The organism is uncultured Aliiroseovarius sp., from assembly GCF_947497285.1.
Taxonomy (GTDB): domain Bacteria; phylum Pseudomonadota; class Alphaproteobacteria; order Rhodobacterales; family Rhodobacteraceae; genus Aliiroseovarius.
On the sequence record NZ_CANMFT010000005.1, the window covers coordinates 22,759 to 37,719 of the forward strand.

General features: G+C 58.1%; 19 protein-coding genes. All 19 read left to right on the forward strand.

Annotated features, from left to right (window positions below; all coding sequences use genetic code 11):
• The first annotated feature begins 1 nt into the window (after nt 1).
• The 19 genes from rplF (at nt 2) to Q0864_RS10345 (ending at nt 14,901) form a co-directional block, all read left to right on the forward strand.
• Nucleotides 2–535: a 50S ribosomal protein L6 gene (gene rplF / locus Q0864_RS10255; protein ID WP_298568922.1), complete on the forward strand. Its 534-nt coding sequence runs from the start codon at nt 2–4 to the stop codon at nt 533–535.
• Between the two features lie 11 nt (nt 536–546).
• Nucleotides 547–906 carry a 50S ribosomal protein L18 gene (gene rplR / locus Q0864_RS10260; RefSeq protein ID WP_298568924.1) on the forward strand — a complete coding sequence of 120 codons (360 nt, stop codon included), beginning with the start codon at nt 547–549 and terminating at the stop codon, nt 904–906.
• A 119-nt stretch (nt 907–1,025) separates the two neighbouring features.
• The gene (rpsE, locus tag Q0864_RS10265; protein ID WP_298568926.1) at nt 1,026–1,595 is read left to right on the forward strand and encodes a 30S ribosomal protein S5; all 570 of its coding nucleotides are present in this window, start codon (nt 1,026–1,028) and stop codon (nt 1,593–1,595) included.
• Between the two features lie 12 nt (nt 1,596–1,607).
• The gene (rpmD, locus tag Q0864_RS10270) at nt 1,608–1,796 is read left to right on the forward strand and encodes a 50S ribosomal protein L30 (RefSeq protein WP_298568928.1); all 189 of its coding nucleotides are present in this window, start codon (nt 1,608–1,610) and stop codon (nt 1,794–1,796) included.
• 824 nt (nt 1,797–2,620) lie between these two features.
• Nucleotides 2,621–3,091, forward strand: a complete 471-nt coding sequence (gene rplO, locus Q0864_RS10275; RefSeq protein WP_298568930.1) for a 50S ribosomal protein L15 — start codon at nt 2,621–2,623, stop codon at nt 3,089–3,091.
• A gap of 106 nt (nt 3,092–3,197) precedes the next feature.
• Nucleotides 3,198–4,553 (forward strand): preprotein translocase subunit SecY, encoded by a 1,356-nt coding sequence (gene secY, locus Q0864_RS10280; RefSeq protein ID WP_298568932.1) that lies wholly within the window; start codon nt 3,198–3,200, stop codon nt 4,551–4,553.
• Nucleotides 4,550–5,194, forward strand: coding sequence for an adenylate kinase (locus Q0864_RS10285; protein ID WP_298568934.1), 645 nt, complete (start codon nt 4,550–4,552; stop codon nt 5,192–5,194). Before secY ends, Q0864_RS10285 begins: the two co-directional genes overlap by 4 nt.
• 287 nt (nt 5,195–5,481) lie before the next feature.
• On the forward strand, nt 5,482–5,850 hold the full coding sequence (gene rpsM / locus Q0864_RS10290) for a 30S ribosomal protein S13 (protein WP_298568936.1): 369 nt from the start codon (nt 5,482–5,484) through the stop codon (nt 5,848–5,850).
• A 15-nt stretch (nt 5,851–5,865) separates the two neighbouring features.
• Nucleotides 5,866–6,255, forward strand: coding sequence for a 30S ribosomal protein S11 (gene rpsK / locus Q0864_RS10295; RefSeq protein WP_298568939.1), 390 nt, complete (start codon nt 5,866–5,868; stop codon nt 6,253–6,255).
• A gap of 105 nt (nt 6,256–6,360) precedes the next feature.
• Nucleotides 6,361–7,377 carry a DNA-directed RNA polymerase subunit alpha gene (locus Q0864_RS10300; protein WP_298568941.1) on the forward strand — a complete coding sequence of 339 codons (1,017 nt, stop codon included), beginning with the start codon at nt 6,361–6,363 and terminating at the stop codon, nt 7,375–7,377.
• 150 nt (nt 7,378–7,527) lie between these two features.
• Entirely contained in the window at nt 7,528–7,950 is a 423-nt protein-coding gene (gene rplQ / locus Q0864_RS10305) for a 50S ribosomal protein L17 (protein WP_298568943.1), read from the forward strand.
• A 211-nt stretch (nt 7,951–8,161) separates the two neighbouring features.
• Nucleotides 8,162–8,773: an autoinducer binding domain-containing protein gene (locus Q0864_RS10310; protein ID WP_298568945.1), complete on the forward strand. Its 612-nt coding sequence runs from the start codon at nt 8,162–8,164 to the stop codon at nt 8,771–8,773.
• Nucleotides 8,774–8,833: 60 nt separating this feature from the next.
• Nucleotides 8,834–10,156, forward strand: coding sequence for a replication-associated recombination protein A (locus Q0864_RS10315; protein ID WP_298568947.1), 1,323 nt, complete (start codon nt 8,834–8,836; stop codon nt 10,154–10,156).
• A gap of 44 nt (nt 10,157–10,200) precedes the next feature.
• Nucleotides 10,201–10,794, forward strand: coding sequence for a cytochrome b/b6 domain-containing protein (locus tag Q0864_RS10320; RefSeq protein ID WP_298568949.1), 594 nt, complete (start codon nt 10,201–10,203; stop codon nt 10,792–10,794).
• 54 nt (nt 10,795–10,848) lie between these two features.
• A complete protein-coding gene (gene crcB / locus Q0864_RS10325) occupies nt 10,849–11,226 on the forward strand; it encodes a fluoride efflux transporter CrcB (RefSeq protein WP_298568951.1) in 378 nt (125 codons plus the stop codon).
• On the forward strand, nt 11,223–12,272 hold the full coding sequence (locus tag Q0864_RS10330; protein ID WP_298568952.1) for an RluA family pseudouridine synthase: 1,050 nt from the start codon (nt 11,223–11,225) through the stop codon (nt 12,270–12,272). Before crcB ends, Q0864_RS10330 begins: the two co-directional genes overlap by 4 nt.
• Nucleotides 12,269–12,958 (forward strand): HAD-IA family hydrolase, encoded by a 690-nt coding sequence (locus tag Q0864_RS10335; protein WP_298568953.1) that lies wholly within the window; start codon nt 12,269–12,271, stop codon nt 12,956–12,958. Before Q0864_RS10330 ends, Q0864_RS10335 begins: the two co-directional genes overlap by 4 nt.
• On the forward strand, nt 12,955–13,671 hold the full coding sequence (locus Q0864_RS10340) for an ATP12 family protein (RefSeq protein WP_298568955.1): 717 nt from the start codon (nt 12,955–12,957) through the stop codon (nt 13,669–13,671). The genes Q0864_RS10335 and Q0864_RS10340 overlap by 4 nt, the downstream gene beginning before the upstream one ends.
• Before the next feature lie 210 nt (nt 13,672–13,881).
• Complete coding sequence (locus Q0864_RS10345; protein WP_298568956.1) at nt 13,882–14,901, forward strand: amino acid ABC transporter substrate-binding protein; 1,020 nt, start codon at nt 13,882–13,884, stop codon at nt 14,899–14,901.
• Nucleotides 14,902–14,961 lie beyond the last annotated feature (60 nt).

Sequence of the window (14,961 nt, forward strand, 5' to 3'; positions counted from 1 at the left end):
TATGTCTCGTATTGGTAAAAAACCGGTCGAGCTGCCTGCTGGCGTAACCGTCACGCAGTCTGGTCAGACCGTCGAAGTGAAGGGCCCGAAAGGCGTCCTGAGCTTCACCGCAACCGATGATGTCACCATCACCGTAGAGGACAACCAGCTGAACGTCGCGCCGCGTGGCAAGTCCAAGCGCGCCCGTCAGCAGTGGGGCATGAGCCGCACAGTGGTTGCCAACATGGTCACCGGTGTCACCGACGGTTTCAAGAAAGAGCTGGAAATCAACGGTGTTGGTTACCGTGCCCAAATGCAGGGCAATGTTCTGAAGCTGAACCTTGGCCTGTCGCATGACGTTGATTTCGTTCCACCGGAGGGCGTCACCGTGACCGCTCCGAAGCAGACCGAAATCGTCGTTGAAGGCATTGATCCACAACTCGTCGGCCAAGTCGCGGCCAACATCCGCGCCTGGCGGAAACCCGAGCCCTACAAAGGCAAAGGTATCAAATACAAAGACGAGTATATCTTCCGCAAGGAAGGTAAGAAGAAGTAAGGACCAGACAGATGGCAAACAGCAAACGGACCCTGTTCCTCAAGCGCCGCCTGCGCGTCCGGAACAGACTGCGCAAGCACAACGTGGGCAAAATGCGCCTGTCGGTGCATCGCTCGAACAAGAACATCAGCGTTCAGCTGATCGACGACGTGAATGGCGTCACCCTGGCTTCGGCTTCTTCTCTCGAGAAGGATCTGGGCGTGGTTGGCAAAAACAACGTCGATGCGGCCACGAAAGTGGGCGCTGCGATCGCAGAGCGGGCCAAGAAAGCCGGTGTCGAAGACTGCTATTTCGACCGCGGTGGCTTCCTGTTTCATGGCAAAGTGAAGGCATTGGCCGACGCTGCGCGTGAAGGCGGCTTGAAGTTCTAAGAAACCTGTGGGGGGCGGTGACGCCCTCCCGATGATCCGGGGGCCACTCGATCCGTCGCGTGGCCCACCAGGATTGACAATAAAGGCGCCAAACCGCGCCACCATGAAAGGAATGCCTGATGGCAGAACGTGATAACCGCCGGGGCCGTCGCGACCGCGATGAAACTCCGGAATTCGCCGATCGTCTGGTTGCGATCAACCGCGTATCGAAAACCGTTAAGGGTGGTAAGCGCTTTGGCTTCGCCGCGCTTGTCGTTGTTGGCGACCAAAAAGGCCGTGTCGGCTTTGGTAAAGGTAAAGCGAAAGAGGTCCCCGAGGCCATCCGCAAAGCCACCGAGCAAGCCAAGCGCCAAATGATCCGCGTGCCGCTTCGTGAAGGCCGCACCCTGCACCACGATATCGAAGGCCGTCATGGCGCTGGTAAAGTGGTTATGCGGACCGCCCCGGAAGGTACTGGTATCATCGCCGGTGGTCCGATGCGTGCCGTGTTCGAAATGCTGGGCATCAAAGACGTGGTTTCCAAGTCGTTGGGGTCTGCGAACCCTTACAACATGATCCGCGCCACCATCGACGGGCTGCAAAAAGAATCCAGCCCCCGCATGATCGCTCAACGTCGCGGCAAGAAGGTCGCCGACATCCTGGGTGCAAAATCTGAAGCTCCGGCAGCTGCCGAAGCCGAAGACGCGTAAGGAGACTGATCCATGGCCAAAACCATCGTCGTCAAGCAGATCGGCTCTCCGATCCGCCGCCCCGCCAAGCAGCATCAAACGCTGATCGGCCTGGGCCTGAATAAGATGCACAAGACCCGCGAGCTGGAAGACACCCCAGCCGTGCGCGGCATGATCGCCAAGATCCCGCATATGGTTGAAATCATCGAGGAGAAGGGCTGAGCTAAGGCTTAGACCATCTCTTGAAGATTTAAAGCACCCCGGTCAGAGATGGCCGGGGTGTTTCTTTTACGCCACTGGCAATTGATTGGGTTGGTCTATGTGGAATGCTCTTTTTTTTTGACGCTGAGGCTTTTGTCGCATTCTTGGTGATGCCAATTAATCCACTCATCACGTTGCTTGCGCCATTTGTTTTGAAGCGGTTTTGGCCTTGGCTTTTTCTGAATGGATATACGTTTTAGATCATCGGTCTGGAGCAGCTTCTCTTGAAACAACTGTATGAGCGAGAACTGCCAGTAGGCTCCGATCTCACTGCGTTTATGGGGTTCTTTCTGCAACTGGTCTGGTCGGCTGCTTCATTGATTATCTTTCTGGTCTTTGCCACCGTGCAAAAGTGGCATCGAACGAAATGACAGACCTCTGCTGGAACACCGAATTTTCACAGACGCCTCGAAGCTGTTAATTTCACCCGGCATCGCCGGGCAGCGCCCGACCCTCGCCCTGGGAGGGCGCTTCGCCCCCCCAGGGTCAGGCACTGCCCTTAACGGCTCCCCGCACCCCGGCCGCTCCCAATCGCGGGTGTTGATCAGGCCGGCCCGCTCCATTGTGTTCGCCAGCACGCCACTTGTTTTTCTGGGCGACCAACATGAACGCCCTCCTAATCCTTCCGCTCCATTGGCAGGCGATCTTGCCGATGCAAGGCTTGCGTGGCGGTCTACTTGGGTCTATACGCCCCCGGTGGCGTGTTGCGTCACAGAATCAAAACCAAGAAAAGCCGTGTTTGGCCCCCTACGCTTCATGGGTCAGTTCCGGCAAGGAGAAGCGACATGAAACTGAACGAACTGCGCGACAATCCCGGCGCAACCAAACCCCGCAAACGCGTTGGCCGTGGTCCGGGCTCCGGCACCGGTAAAATGGGTGGCCGCGGTATCAAAGGTCAGAAATCCCGTTCGGGTGTGGCCATCAAAGGCTACGAAGGCGGCCAAATGCCGCTCTATCAACGTCTGCCCAAGCGTGGATTTAACAAGCCGAACCGCAAGAAGTTCGCTGTGATCAACCTGGGTCTGATCCAGAAATTCATCGACGAGAAAAAGCTGGACGCCAAAGACATCACCGAAGACACATTGGTTGCTTCGGGTCTGGTGCGCCGCAAGCTGGACGGTGTTCGCGTGCTGGCGAAGGGCGACTTGACCGCCAAAGCCACCATCACCGTAACCGGCGCGTCGAAATCGGCTGTTGAAGCTGTCGAAAAAGCTGGCGGTAAATTGACCGTCGCTGCTCCGGCTGCAGCTGAATAAGACCTTGTGAGGGGCGTCGCTGCCCCTTACATATCTTGCTATGTTTTCAAGCGCCGCCGGAGCCGGGAACGGTCCGGCGGCGTTTTACTTGGATCTAGGGGGCCTTATGGCATCTGCAGCAGAACAAATGGCCGCAAACATGAGCTGGGGCGCCTTTGGTAAGGCGACCGAGCTTCGACAGCGGATTTTCTTCACGATCGGGCTTCTGATCATCTATCGTATCGGCACGTATATCCCCATTCCGGGGATCGACGGAGCAGCCCTGCGGGAATTCATGGAGCAAGCCCAGTCCGGCATCGCTGGCGTGCTTGGTATGTTCACCGGTGGCGCGCTGAGCCGTATGGGTGTGTTTGCCCTTGGCATCATGCCCTACATCTCGGCCTCGATCATCGTGCAGCTTCTCAGTTCCATGTGGGAACCGCTGAAGCAGCTGAAGAAAGAAGGCGAGCAGGGCCGCAAGAAGATCAACCAATACACCCGCTATGGCACTGTGCTGTTGGCGACCGGGCAGGCATTTGCTTTGGCAAATAGCCTTCAGGCTGGTGATCTGGTCACCGACCCCGGCATGTTCTTCATCGCAGCTTGCGTGATCACCCTTGTGGGCGGCACCATGTTCCTGATGTGGCTCGGCGAGCAGATCACGGCGCGCGGTATCGGCAACGGTATTTCCCTGATCATCTTCGTCGGCATCGTCGCCGAGATCCCGGCCGCTTTGGGCCAATTCCTGGCTTCGGGCCGCTCAGGCGCCATCAGCCCCGCGGTGATCATTGGCGTCATGGTAATGATCGTTGCGGTGATTGCATTCGTGGTGTTCATGGAACGCGCGCTGCGCAAGATCCACATTCAATATCCGCGCCGTCAGGTCGGCATGAAGGTCTATGACGGTGGCTCCAGCCACTTGCCGATCAAGGTGAACCCGGCAGGGGTTATCCCTGCGATCTTCGCCTCGGCGTTGTTGCTGCTGCCGACCACGATCTCGACCTTTTCGTCCGGTCAGGCAGGCCCGGTCATGTCGACCGTCCTTGCCTATTTCGGTCCCGGCCAACCGCTGTATCTGCTGTTCTTCACGGCGATGATCGTGTTTTTCACGTTCTTCTACACCAAGGAAGTCGCATTCAAGACGGACGAGGTCGCCGACAATCTGAAGAACCAAAACGGTTTCGTGCCCGGTATTCGCCCCGGCAAAAAGACTGCCGAGTATCTGGACTATGTCGTGACACGACTGCTGGTTCTGGGGTCGGGCTATCTGGCCGCTGTTTGTCTTCTGCCGGAAATTCTGCGCAGCCAATTGGCAATCCCGTTCTACTTCGGCGGCACCTCGGTGCTGATCGTGGTGTCGGTGACGATGGACACGATCCAACAGGTTCAGTCGCATCTGCTGGCGCACCAGTATGAGGGCCTGATCGAGAAGTCGCAGCTTCGCGGCAAGAAACGCTCGAAGAAGGCTCCGTCGCGTCGATGAACATCATTCTGCTTGGACCGCCCGGTGCCGGCAAAGGCACGCAAGCCCGTATCCTGGTTGATGAGCGTGGCATGATCCAACTGTCGACCGGCGACATGTTGCGTGAGGCGAAAGACTCGGGCACCGAGATGGGCAAGAAGGTTGCCGCGATCATGGATGCGGGCGAGCTTGTCACAGACGAGATCGTCATCGGCCTGATCGACGAGAAGCTGGAAGGTGACCAAGCGGGCGGTTTCATCTTTGACGGCTTCCCGCGCACATTGGCCCAAGCGGATGCGTTGGGCGCATTGCTGAAAAAGCATGGAGCCAAGCTAGATGCGGTGGTCGAAATGCGCGTCGATGATGACGCGTTGGTATCGCGGATCACGGCCCGGTCGACCTGCGGCACTTGCGGTGAGGGATATAACGATATCTCAAAGCCAATCCCGGCAGATGGCAAATGCGCGAACTGCGGTGGAACTGATTTCAAGCGCCGCGCAGACGACAACGAAGAAAGCCTGCGCACGCGCCTGATGGAATACTACAAGAAGACCTCGCCGTTGATTGGGTATTACCATGCCAAGGGCGACTTGCAGTCGGTGAATGGGCTGGGCGAGATTGACGAGGTGAAGGCCGAAATCGCGGGCGTTCTGGACGCCTGATCTTTTCCGACCAAGAACAACCCAAGCGCCGCAAGTTTCAAGCGGCGCTTGTTCTTTTTTTGGGATGGATGCCGGAATCCCCGGCCCGAAGGACATGACGGGTTGACGCCCAAGGCATTCCCATCTAAGTCACCCCATCCCTAATGGGAATCGGCGTGTGTTCGGGGGTCGCTCCCCTAGGCCGCCAGACCAGAAATTCAGCGCGGCCCGCAGGAAAAATCCGGCGGGCTTCCGTTGTGAAAAAAGGTTCCGGAGCTACGGAACCGCAACGAAAAGGAAAGTGACACGTGGCACGTATCGCCGGCGTAAACATCCCGACCCACAAACGGGTCCCGATCGCCCTGACATATATCACCGGAATTGGTCATACTTCGGCCAAAGCCATTTGCGAAGCAGTCAAGATCGACGAAACCCGTCGTGTCAACGAACTGTCGGACGCGGAAGTCCTTGCCATTCGCGAGCACATTGACGCGACCTATTCCGTCGAAGGCGACCTGCGTCGTGAAACGCAGATGAACATCAAGCGTTTGATGGATCTTGGTTGCTATCGCGGCCTGCGTCATCGCCGCAACCTCCCTGTGCGCGGTCAGCGTACTCACACCAACGCTCGTACCCGCAAAGGCCCCGCAAAGGCTATTGCCGGTAAGAAGAAATAAGGGAGGGTTTGACCAATGGCTCGCGAAAAGACTCGTACCAAGCGTAAAGAGCGTAAGAACATTGCCTCTGGCGTTGCTCATGTGAACTCTTCGTTCAACAACACAAAGATCCTGATCTCGGACGTGCAAGGCAACGCAATTGCCTGGTCATCGGCTGGCACCATGGGCTTCAAGGGTTCGCGCAAATCGACCCCTTATGCGGCTCAGATGGCGGCAGAAGATGCTGGCAAGAAGGCCCAGGAACACGGCGTCAAGACGCTGGAAGTCGAAGTGCAAGGCCCCGGTTCGGGCCGTGAATCGGCTCTGCGTGCTTTGGCTGCTGTCGGCTTCAACATCACTTCGATCCGTGATGTGACCCCGATTGCCCACAACGGCTGCCGCCCGCCGAAGCGCCGCCGCGTATAATCAAGTTTTCACCGGGCTGCGATAGTCGCCGCCCGGTTTTCCGTCATTTTAACCTCGGGCGTCCTGCCCTTTGGACATGGGGACAGGACTGGTATGGAGGGACGCATGATCCATAAAAATTGGGCTGAATTGATCAAGCCGACACAGCTGGACATTAAGCCGGGCAATGATCCCGCACGGCAGGCAACTGTTGTAGCCGAGCCGCTGGAGCGTGGCTTTGGTCTGACCTTGGGTAACGCCCTGCGCCGCGTGCTGATGAGCAGCCTGCAAGGTGCGGCCGTAACGTCGGTGCAGATCGACAACGTGCTGCACGAGTTTAGCTCGGTTGCCGGCGTGCGTGAAGACGTGACCGACATCGTTCTGAACCTCAAAGGTGTCGCGATCAACATGGAAGTCGAAGGGCCCAAGCGCCTGTCGATTTCAGCCAAAGGTCCGATGGTTGTTACCGCTGGTGACATCTCGGAAACCGCTGGCATTGAGATTCTGAATAAAGATCACGTGATCTGTCACCTCGACGATGGCGCCGACCTGTTCATGGAACTGACCGTTAACACCGGTAAGGGCTATGTTGCGTCGGACAAGAACAAGCCGGAAGATGCGCCGATTGGCCTGATCCCGGTCGATGCGATCTATTCGCCGGTCAAGAAGGTCAGCTATGACGTTCAACCGACCCGTGAAGGTCAGGTTCTGGACTATGACAAGCTGACGCTGAAGCTGGAGACAGATGGGTCGGTCACCCCGGAAGACGCCGTGGCTTTTGCCGCGCGCATCGTTCAGGACCAACTGTCGATCTTCGTGAACTTCGACGAGCCGGAAGCGGCTGGTCGTCAGGACGAAGACGATGGGCTCGAGTTCAACCCGCTTCTGCTGAAGAAAGTGGACGAGCTGGAACTGTCTGTGCGTTCGGCAAACTGCCTGAAGAACGACAACATCGTGTATATTGGCGATTTGATCCAGAAAACCGAAGCCGAGATGCTTCGCACCCCGAACTTCGGCCGCAAGTCGCTGAACGAGATCAAGGAAGTGCTTTCGGGCATGGGTCTGCACCTCGGCATGGATGTCGAAGAATGGCCGCCTGAGAACATCGAAGAGCTTGCTAAGAAATTCGAAGATCAGTTCTGATCATCGACGGGGGCCGGGTTTCTGGCCCCCCACATGCCCGCACTTGGCGGGGAACATCTGGGCGATCCTGCCCCAAGGAGAGGGACCGACACGCATCGGTTCTCAGACAAAGCACCGCTCGTTCAAGAGCACCAAAGAAGGATTAAGAAAATGCGTCACGCTCGTGGTTACCGCCGCCTGAATCGCACACATGAACACCGCAAAGCGATGTTCGCAAATATGGCTGGTTCGCTGATCGAACACGAACAGATCAAAACGACCCTGCCGAAAGCAAAAGAACTGCGCCCGATCATTGAAAAAATGATCACGCTGGCCAAACGCGGTGACGTTCACGCCCGTCGTCAGGCTGCGTCGCGTCTGAAGCAAGACCAGCACGTCGCCAAATTGTTCGACGTTCTGGGCCCGCGCTTCGCTGAGCGCCAAGGTGGTTATGTTCGCGTTCTGAAAGCTGGCTTCCGTTATGGCGACATGGCGCCGATGGCGATCATCGAATTCGTTGACCGCGATGCCGACGCCAAAGGCGCTGCTGATCGTGCCCGCCTTGAGGCAGAGGAAGAAGCGGAAAACGCTTAAGCACTTCGCCGATTTGTTCGGTTTTCTTGAACCCCGCGCTCTTGTTGGCGCGGGGTTTTTCGTTGCAAAGGGGCGGCATCGCGCGCGCGTTGAATTCGACGCCTTTTCGAGCGATGAGGCCAAAAAGGCGTTAAAATACAATTAATGGTTGTTTGACTTTGCCCCCACTGTCTAAAAGGATAGGTGCAGGGGTTTGGGGATCGAACCATCAATGGAAGAACATTTTGGACTGGATCAGGGGTTGGCCAAGTTGTCCGACTTGGCGCCAAAGGGCTATGCTCTGGGGCTGCATATTCGCTATGCCTCGGCGCATATCATGATCCAAACCTACGACCCGCGTTGGAGCCAGATTTACACCGAAAAGGGCTATATGCTTGCGGATCCAATGGTTTTCTGGGGGTTTGGCAATGCCGGCACCATCCGGTGGAGCGAACTTGACCTGCCCGACCCTCATGGGATTTTGGCGCAAGCGGCCAACTTTGGCTTGAAATACGGTATAGCGGTGGCACACGGCCCCACCTCGTCGCGCACCATTTGTGGTTTTGCGCGCGAAGATCGGGAATTTTCCGACGCAGAGATCGCTACGATCCACCAAATCGTTTGTGACCTACATGATAGATCCACGCCGCCCGAGCAACTGACAGCGGCACAGCGCATGGCGTTGCGGCTGATCGCCAAGGGCAGCCGCCACGCTGAAGCGGCCGCGTTGCTTGGCATATCGGAAAGCGCATTCAAAGCGCGGTTGCGCAGCGCGCGCGAGCGGCTGTTTGTGCGCACGACCGCCGAAGCCATTCAGCGCGCGCAGGAATACAATCTGCTCTAACGCAGCCAAACCGCATCATTACATCTTTCAACCGGTGGCGCGGCCCCTTAGATTTGCTCTATGGCAGATCTGTTCGATACCACGGAAAATGACACGCAACGTGAGGGCGGCAAACCCGCCCCGCGGCCGCTTGCGGATCGATTGCGCCCTCAGTCGTTGGGTGACGTGATCGGGCAGGAGCAAGTTTTGGGGCCGGATGCGCCGTTGGGCACCATGTTGGCGTCAGGCAGCCTTGGGTCATTGATTCTTTGGGGTCCGCCGGGGGTTGGCAAAACGACGATAGCGCGCCTGCTCGCGCGCGAAACCGATCTGCATTTCATCCAGATCAGCGCGATTTTCACCGGTGTGCCCGAGCTGCGCAAGGTTTTCGAAGCAGCCCGTCACCGCCGGTCCAACGGGCAGGGCACGCTGTTGTTCGTTGACGAAATCCATCGTTTTAACAAGGCGCAGCAAGATGGGTTTCTGCCGCATATGGAGGATGGCACCATCCTTCTGGTCGGCGCCACGACTGAAAACCCATCGTTCGAGCTGAACGCGGCTGTCTTGTCGCGCGCGCAGGTCTTGGTGTTGAAGCGTTTGACGCTCGCGGATCTTGAACGTCTGGTTCAGCGGGCAGAGCAGGAATTGGGGCAGGCGCTACCGCTGACAGGCGAGGCGCGCGAAGCCTTGCTTGAAATGGCGGACGGAGACGGTCGGGCCCTTTTGAACCTGGTCGAACAAGTGGCAGCCTGGAATGTTGACGAAAAGCTGGATGTCGCAGGGCTGTCGTCCCGGCTGATGCGCCGCGCGGCCATCTATGACAAGTCCGGGGATGAGCATTTCAACCTGATATCGGCCCTGCACAAATCTGTGCGCGGCTCGGACCCGGATGCGGCGCTTTACTGGTTGGCGCGGATGCTGACCGGGGGCGAAGACCCCCGCTATTTGGCGCGGCGCATCACGCGGATGGCGGTCGAAGATATCGGGCTGGCAGACCTTCAAGCCCATCGCGTGTGTCTTGATGCATGGGAAACCTACGAACGTCTTGGCAGCCCTGAAGGAGAGTTGGCACTGGCACAGGCCGTCGCCTATCTGGCATTGGCACCGAAATCGAACGCTGCCTATGCCGCTTACAAATCGGCAATGTCAGCGGCGAAAAAAACCGGATCAGAGCCGCCGCCCAGTCACATCCTGAACGCGCCAACCCAGTTGATGAAGGATCAGGGCTTTGGCGAAGGCTATGCCTATGATCACGATGCGCCGGACGGATTTTCCGGCCAGAACTACTTTCCCGACGGGATGAAGCGCGGTGTCTATTACCTACCGGTTGAGCGCGGGTTCGAGCGGGAATTGAAGAAGCGCGTCGATTATTTTGCGCGCCTGAGGGCGAAGCGCAGCGAATAAGTGCGGGCGCAAGGCGGCAAGCCAAATGGAAAGAAAGAGCCACGATGGAACATAGCGCACCTAAAAAACGGATATGGGACCCGGTCACACGCCTGTTTCACTGGTCGCTGGTCATTGCTGTCGTGACGGGTTGGTCCCTGGGTCGGTTTGGCCCGACGGTTCTGTCCTTGCATTATTACATGGGCTACACCGTCGCTGGCTTGTTGGCTCTGCGGCTCTATTGGGGCTTTCGGGGGCCTAAGCCGATCCGCTTTCGGTCGTTCATCTACGGGCCACGCGCCACATGGGCCTATGTCAAACGCATGACAAAACGCGTGCCAAGCCATTGGCCGGGACATAACCCGGTTGGCGCCTTATCGGTCTTTGCGATGCTGGCGGTTTTGGCGCTGCAAGTGGGGACGGGGCTGTTTGCTGATCCCGATGATTTCGTGAATGCCGGACCGCTTGCCGGTTGGGTGGATTTTGACACCGCGCGCTGGGCGGCAAACACGCACCGGCTTTCTTCCAAGCTCCTGTTGGCCCTTGTGGTCCTGCATCTTGGCGCAATTCTGTATTACCGCTTTTGGAAAGGCGAGGATCTGGTCCGCCCTATGATCACCGGCTGGAAAGAAGTGCGCGAGGACCACCCTGAGGCCTAGCCAAAAACAGACGCAATGCTTGACAACCGGCCCCGTGCATCCGAGTTAAGCCCCATGATGACACCCCTTCTTCAAGTCGCTCTTGGTGGCGCGATTGGCGCTTCGGCCCGGTATTTGACCGGAAACGCGGTGACGCGGGCGCTGGGGCATGGCTTTCCTGCGGGAACGATGGTTGTGAATGTGCTTGGCTCGATCCTGATGGGTGTTCTGGTTGTGGTCTTGGCGCGTAAGGGGGGACAAGCTGCGGCGCCATTCCTGATGACCGGGGTGCTTGGCGGCTTCACCACCTTTTCTGCTTTTTCGCTGGACGCGGTCACGTTGTTTGAACGTGGCCAGATCGGAACGGCAAGCGGTTATGTGGTCGGCTCGGTGGTGCTGTCTCTTCTTGGGTTTTTGGGCGGGCTATTCGTGGCCCGAATGGTACTGGCATGAGCGGTGTTCAAACGATCACGGTCGCCGAAGATGAAGCCGAACAGCGGCTTGACCGCTGGGTGCGGCGCAACTTCCCACATGTCGGGCAGGGGCGAATTGAGAAGGCATGTCGCAAGGGCGAAATCCGGGTTGATGGTGCCAAGGTCAAACCGTCGTCGCGGGTTGGACCGGGGACTGAGGTGCGCTTGCCGCCCCTGCCGGATGCCGGAGAAGATCGAGACCGGCCCAAGCCGCAACCCCGTGTGTCGGACGCCGATGCGAAACTTATCCAAAGCTGCGTTCTGTATCGTGACGAGCATATCATCGCGCTGAACAAACCGCCCGGCCTGCCCAGTCAGGGTGGCAGCAAGCAGACCCGCCACGTAGACGGGCTGGCCGAGGCGCTGAAATTTGGCCGCGAGGACAAGCCACGTCTTGTGCACCGGCTCGACAAAGACACGTCGGGCGTACTGCTTCTGGCCCGCACACAGAAAATGGCCGGAGAGCTGACGCAAGCCTTTCGTGCACGCGACACCCGCAAGATCTATTGGGCGCTTGTTGCCGGTGTGCCGCAACCGCGTTGGGGAACGCTGCGCTGGGGGCTGGTCAAGGCGCCGGGTCATGGCGGCAAGGGCGAGGCTGAAAAGATGATCTGCGTGCATCCGCGCCATGTCGATGAAACCCCCGGTGCAAAGCGCGCAACCACGGATTACGCCGTGTTGACGACGCTCGCCAGCCGCGCTGCATGGGTGGCGCTGGTGCCTGTCACTGGGCGAACCCACCAATTGCGCGCCCATATGGCTGAACTGGGTCACCCGATCGCGGGTGACGGAAAATATGGTGGGTCCAGTCAGGAAAACCTTGGTGATGGGTGGGGTGCCCAACTGGGTGGCGAGCTGTCGAAGAAGCTGCACCTTCATGCACGCTCGATCAGCTTTACCCATCCGGCCACAGGCAAGCCCGTGACCATCACCGCGCCGCTGCCCGATCACATGCAGCGCACGTGGGACTACATGGGCTGGCAAGACGGTGATGTGCCTGCCGATCCATTTGAGGATCTGGAATGACGGAAACGCCCTTGCGTCTTGTGGTGTTCGACGTAGACGGCACCCTGATCGACAGTCAGGACTTCATCGTCGAGGCAATGAACCGTGCCTTTGGCGAAATGGGAGTGCCCCTGCCTACGCGGGCCGAGGTGCTGGCAATCGTGGGTTTGTCGCTTGATCAAGCCATCGGGCGACTTGTACCTGCGATGTCGAAGGCCGACGTGGCAATCGCCGCTCAGCGATACAAGGACATGTTCATCAAATTGCGCGCCGAAAAAGGGGGCGAGGCTGCCGCCCCACTATACCCCGGTGCGCGTGCTGCACTGGAACAGCTTCACGCGCAGGATGAGGTGCTGCTTGGCGTCGCAACTGGCAAGGCGCGGCGCGGGCTTGACCACGCCTATGACGCGCACGATTTGCGCCACTTCTTCATGACCAGCCAAACAGCCGACGACCATCCTTCGAAACCTCATCCGTCCATGCTTCATGCTGCGCTGAAGGAAACGGGCGCCGAGGCGGTTCAGGCCGTGATGATCGGCGACACGAGCTTCGATATCGAGATGGGACACGCCGCAGGTTTTCGCACGATTGGTGTGACATGGGGCTATCACCCGCGTGAAGGGCTTTTGGCCGCTGGCGCCGATCTGTTGATCGAGGCGTTTGACGAACTGCCGGCTGCGCTGGCACAGCTTTGGGGGCAGGGATGAGCGTTTGGACAGCGAAACGGTTTTGGAACCACGCAGACACCATCAAGGTCGATGGGGGTTATTCCGTCGAACTTGACGGTCGTTCTGTCAAAACGCCGGCCAAAGCCCCGCTTGTCGTGCCAACCCATACCTTAGCCCAAGCGATTGCAAACGAATGGGACGCGCAGGTCGAAATCATCGACCCGGCGATGATGCCCGTGACTCGCACGGCAAATTCGGCGATCGACAAGGTGGCGGTTCAATTCAAGGACGTGGCCGAAATGCTGGCCGCCTATGGCGACAGTGATTTGCTGTGCTATCGCGCGACTTCGCCGGCAGAGCTTGTGCAGCGTCAGGCAGATCAATGGGATCCGGTTCTTGACTGGGCAAAACAGGCATTGAGTGCGCATCTGGTGCCCGTTGCGGGCGTGATGCACCAGCCCCAATCTGCGAGTGCATTGGTGCCTTTGAAAGATCGTGTCCACAGACTGACGAATTTTGAACTCGCGGCTTTCCACGATCTCGTGGCGATTTCTGGTTCGCTGGTGCTGGCACTGGCCGTTGTGGACGAATATCTGCCCGTAGAACACGCATGGAAGATCGCTCGGCTGGATGAGGCTTGGCAAGAAGAACAGTGGGGAAGCGACGAAGAGGCATCTGCGCTTTCTGAAAAGAAACGTGCCGACTTTGTGAACGCCGCTTGGTTTTTTCGGGCCTGTAGCCGCGAAACATAACGCAACCAATACCTTAGGTTAGGCTAACATTGTATCTTTCCCTTAGGTTAATCATCTCAATTGATGATGTTACCCTTGACGAAAACAAATCAAATCTTTCAAACTCTTTCCCATGTTGAGAGGGGTCTTTCCTTTCGCAAACATGACCGCAGTCACAACGGCTGCTTAATGACCCGAAACTGCGGGTAAAATATTCAGGAAGAGGTAAACATGAAAAGAACCGTTTTTCTTGGCGCACTGACTGTCGCTGGCTTGGCAGCTGGCGCATCGGCTGCGGCGACCCTTGATGATGTCAAGGCGCGTGGCAAGCTGAACTGCGGTGTGACCACCGGTCTTGTCGGCTTCGCCGCGCCGGACGCAAACGGCAAATGGGAAGGTTTCGACGTTGACTTTTGCCGCGCAGTCGCAGCTGCAGTGCTTGGCGACGCCAACGCAGTCGAGTTTGTGCCGACCACCGGCAAAACGCGCTTCACCGCCCTTGCTTCGGGCGAGGTTGACATGCTGGCTCGTAACACCACTTGGACGCTGTCGCGCGATGTCGACCTGAAGTTCGACTTCATTGGCGTGAACTACTATGACGGCCAGGGCTTCCTTGTCTCGAAAGAGATGGGCGTAAGCTCGGCCAAGGATCTGGACGGCGCAACCGTCTGCATCCAGACCGGCACCACCACCGAGCTGAACCTGGCGGACTTCTTCCGCGCAAACAACATCAGCTACGAACCCGTGCCGATCGAAACCAACGCTGAAGGTCAGCAGCAGTATCTTGCTGGTGCATGCGACGCCTACACCACCGACGCTTCGGGTCTGGCCGCAACGCGCGCCACCTTCGAAAACCCGTCGGACCACGTCGTTCTGCCTGAAATCATCTCGAAAGAGCCGCTGGGCCCGCTGGTCCGTCACGGCGACAACGAGTGGGGCGACATCGTTCGCTGGACGCTGAACGCGCTGATCTCGGCTGAAGAGATGGGCATCACCTCGGCCAATATCGGCGAACTGTCGGCGGCTGCAGGCGACAACCCGGAAATCAACCGGATCCTCGGCACCGAAGGCAACTTGGGCGAAATGCTCGGCCTTGACGCTGACTGGGCGAAGCGCGCCATCATGGCGGGCGGTAACTACGGTGAAGTCTTCGCCAAGAACATCGGCGAAAGCACACCGATCGCTCTGGCCCGTGGCCTGAACGCTCAGTGGACAGATGGCGGTCTGATCTACTCGCCGCCGTTCCGGTAAAACCAATTGGGAAGGGCGTGGTTCATCCACGCCCTTTTCCTTTCTAACTGAACGCACCTT

Excerpts from the sequence above, each read along its gene's own strand:
- rplF (WP_298568922.1), top strand. The coding sequence starts at position 2 with ATGTCTCGTATTGGTAAAAAACCGGTCGAGCTGCCTGCTGGCGTAACC.
- rplR (WP_298568924.1), top strand. The coding sequence starts at position 547 with ATGGCAAACAGCAAACGGACCCTGTTCCTCAAGCGCCGCCTGCGCGTC.
- rpsE (WP_298568926.1), top strand. The coding sequence starts at position 1,026 with ATGGCAGAACGTGATAACCGCCGGGGCCGTCGCGACCGCGATGAAACT.
- rpmD (WP_298568928.1), top strand. The coding sequence starts at position 1,608 with ATGGCCAAAACCATCGTCGTCAAGCAGATCGGCTCTCCGATCCGCCGC.
- rplO (WP_298568930.1), top strand. The coding sequence starts at position 2,621 with ATGAAACTGAACGAACTGCGCGACAATCCCGGCGCAACCAAACCCCGC.
- secY (WP_298568932.1), top strand. The coding sequence starts at position 3,198 with ATGGCATCTGCAGCAGAACAAATGGCCGCAAACATGAGCTGGGGCGCC.
- Q0864_RS10285 (WP_298568934.1), top strand. The coding sequence starts at position 4,550 with ATGAACATCATTCTGCTTGGACCGCCCGGTGCCGGCAAAGGCACGCAA.
- rpsK (WP_298568939.1), top strand. The coding sequence starts at position 5,866 with ATGGCTCGCGAAAAGACTCGTACCAAGCGTAAAGAGCGTAAGAACATT.
- Q0864_RS10300 (WP_298568941.1), top strand. The coding sequence starts at position 6,361 with ATGATCCATAAAAATTGGGCTGAATTGATCAAGCCGACACAGCTGGAC.
- rplQ (WP_298568943.1), top strand. The coding sequence starts at position 7,528 with ATGCGTCACGCTCGTGGTTACCGCCGCCTGAATCGCACACATGAACAC.
- Q0864_RS10310 (WP_298568945.1), top strand. The coding sequence starts at position 8,162 with ATGGAAGAACATTTTGGACTGGATCAGGGGTTGGCCAAGTTGTCCGAC.
- Q0864_RS10315 (WP_298568947.1), top strand. The coding sequence starts at position 8,834 with ATGGCAGATCTGTTCGATACCACGGAAAATGACACGCAACGTGAGGGC.
- Q0864_RS10320 (WP_298568949.1), top strand. The coding sequence starts at position 10,201 with ATGGAACATAGCGCACCTAAAAAACGGATATGGGACCCGGTCACACGC.
- crcB (WP_298568951.1), top strand. The coding sequence starts at position 10,849 with ATGATGACACCCCTTCTTCAAGTCGCTCTTGGTGGCGCGATTGGCGCT.
- Q0864_RS10330 (WP_298568952.1), top strand. The coding sequence starts at position 11,223 with ATGAGCGGTGTTCAAACGATCACGGTCGCCGAAGATGAAGCCGAACAG.
- Q0864_RS10335 (WP_298568953.1), top strand. The coding sequence starts at position 12,269 with ATGACGGAAACGCCCTTGCGTCTTGTGGTGTTCGACGTAGACGGCACC.
- Q0864_RS10340 (WP_298568955.1), top strand. The coding sequence starts at position 12,955 with ATGAGCGTTTGGACAGCGAAACGGTTTTGGAACCACGCAGACACCATC.
- Q0864_RS10345 (WP_298568956.1), top strand. The coding sequence starts at position 13,882 with ATGAAAAGAACCGTTTTTCTTGGCGCACTGACTGTCGCTGGCTTGGCA.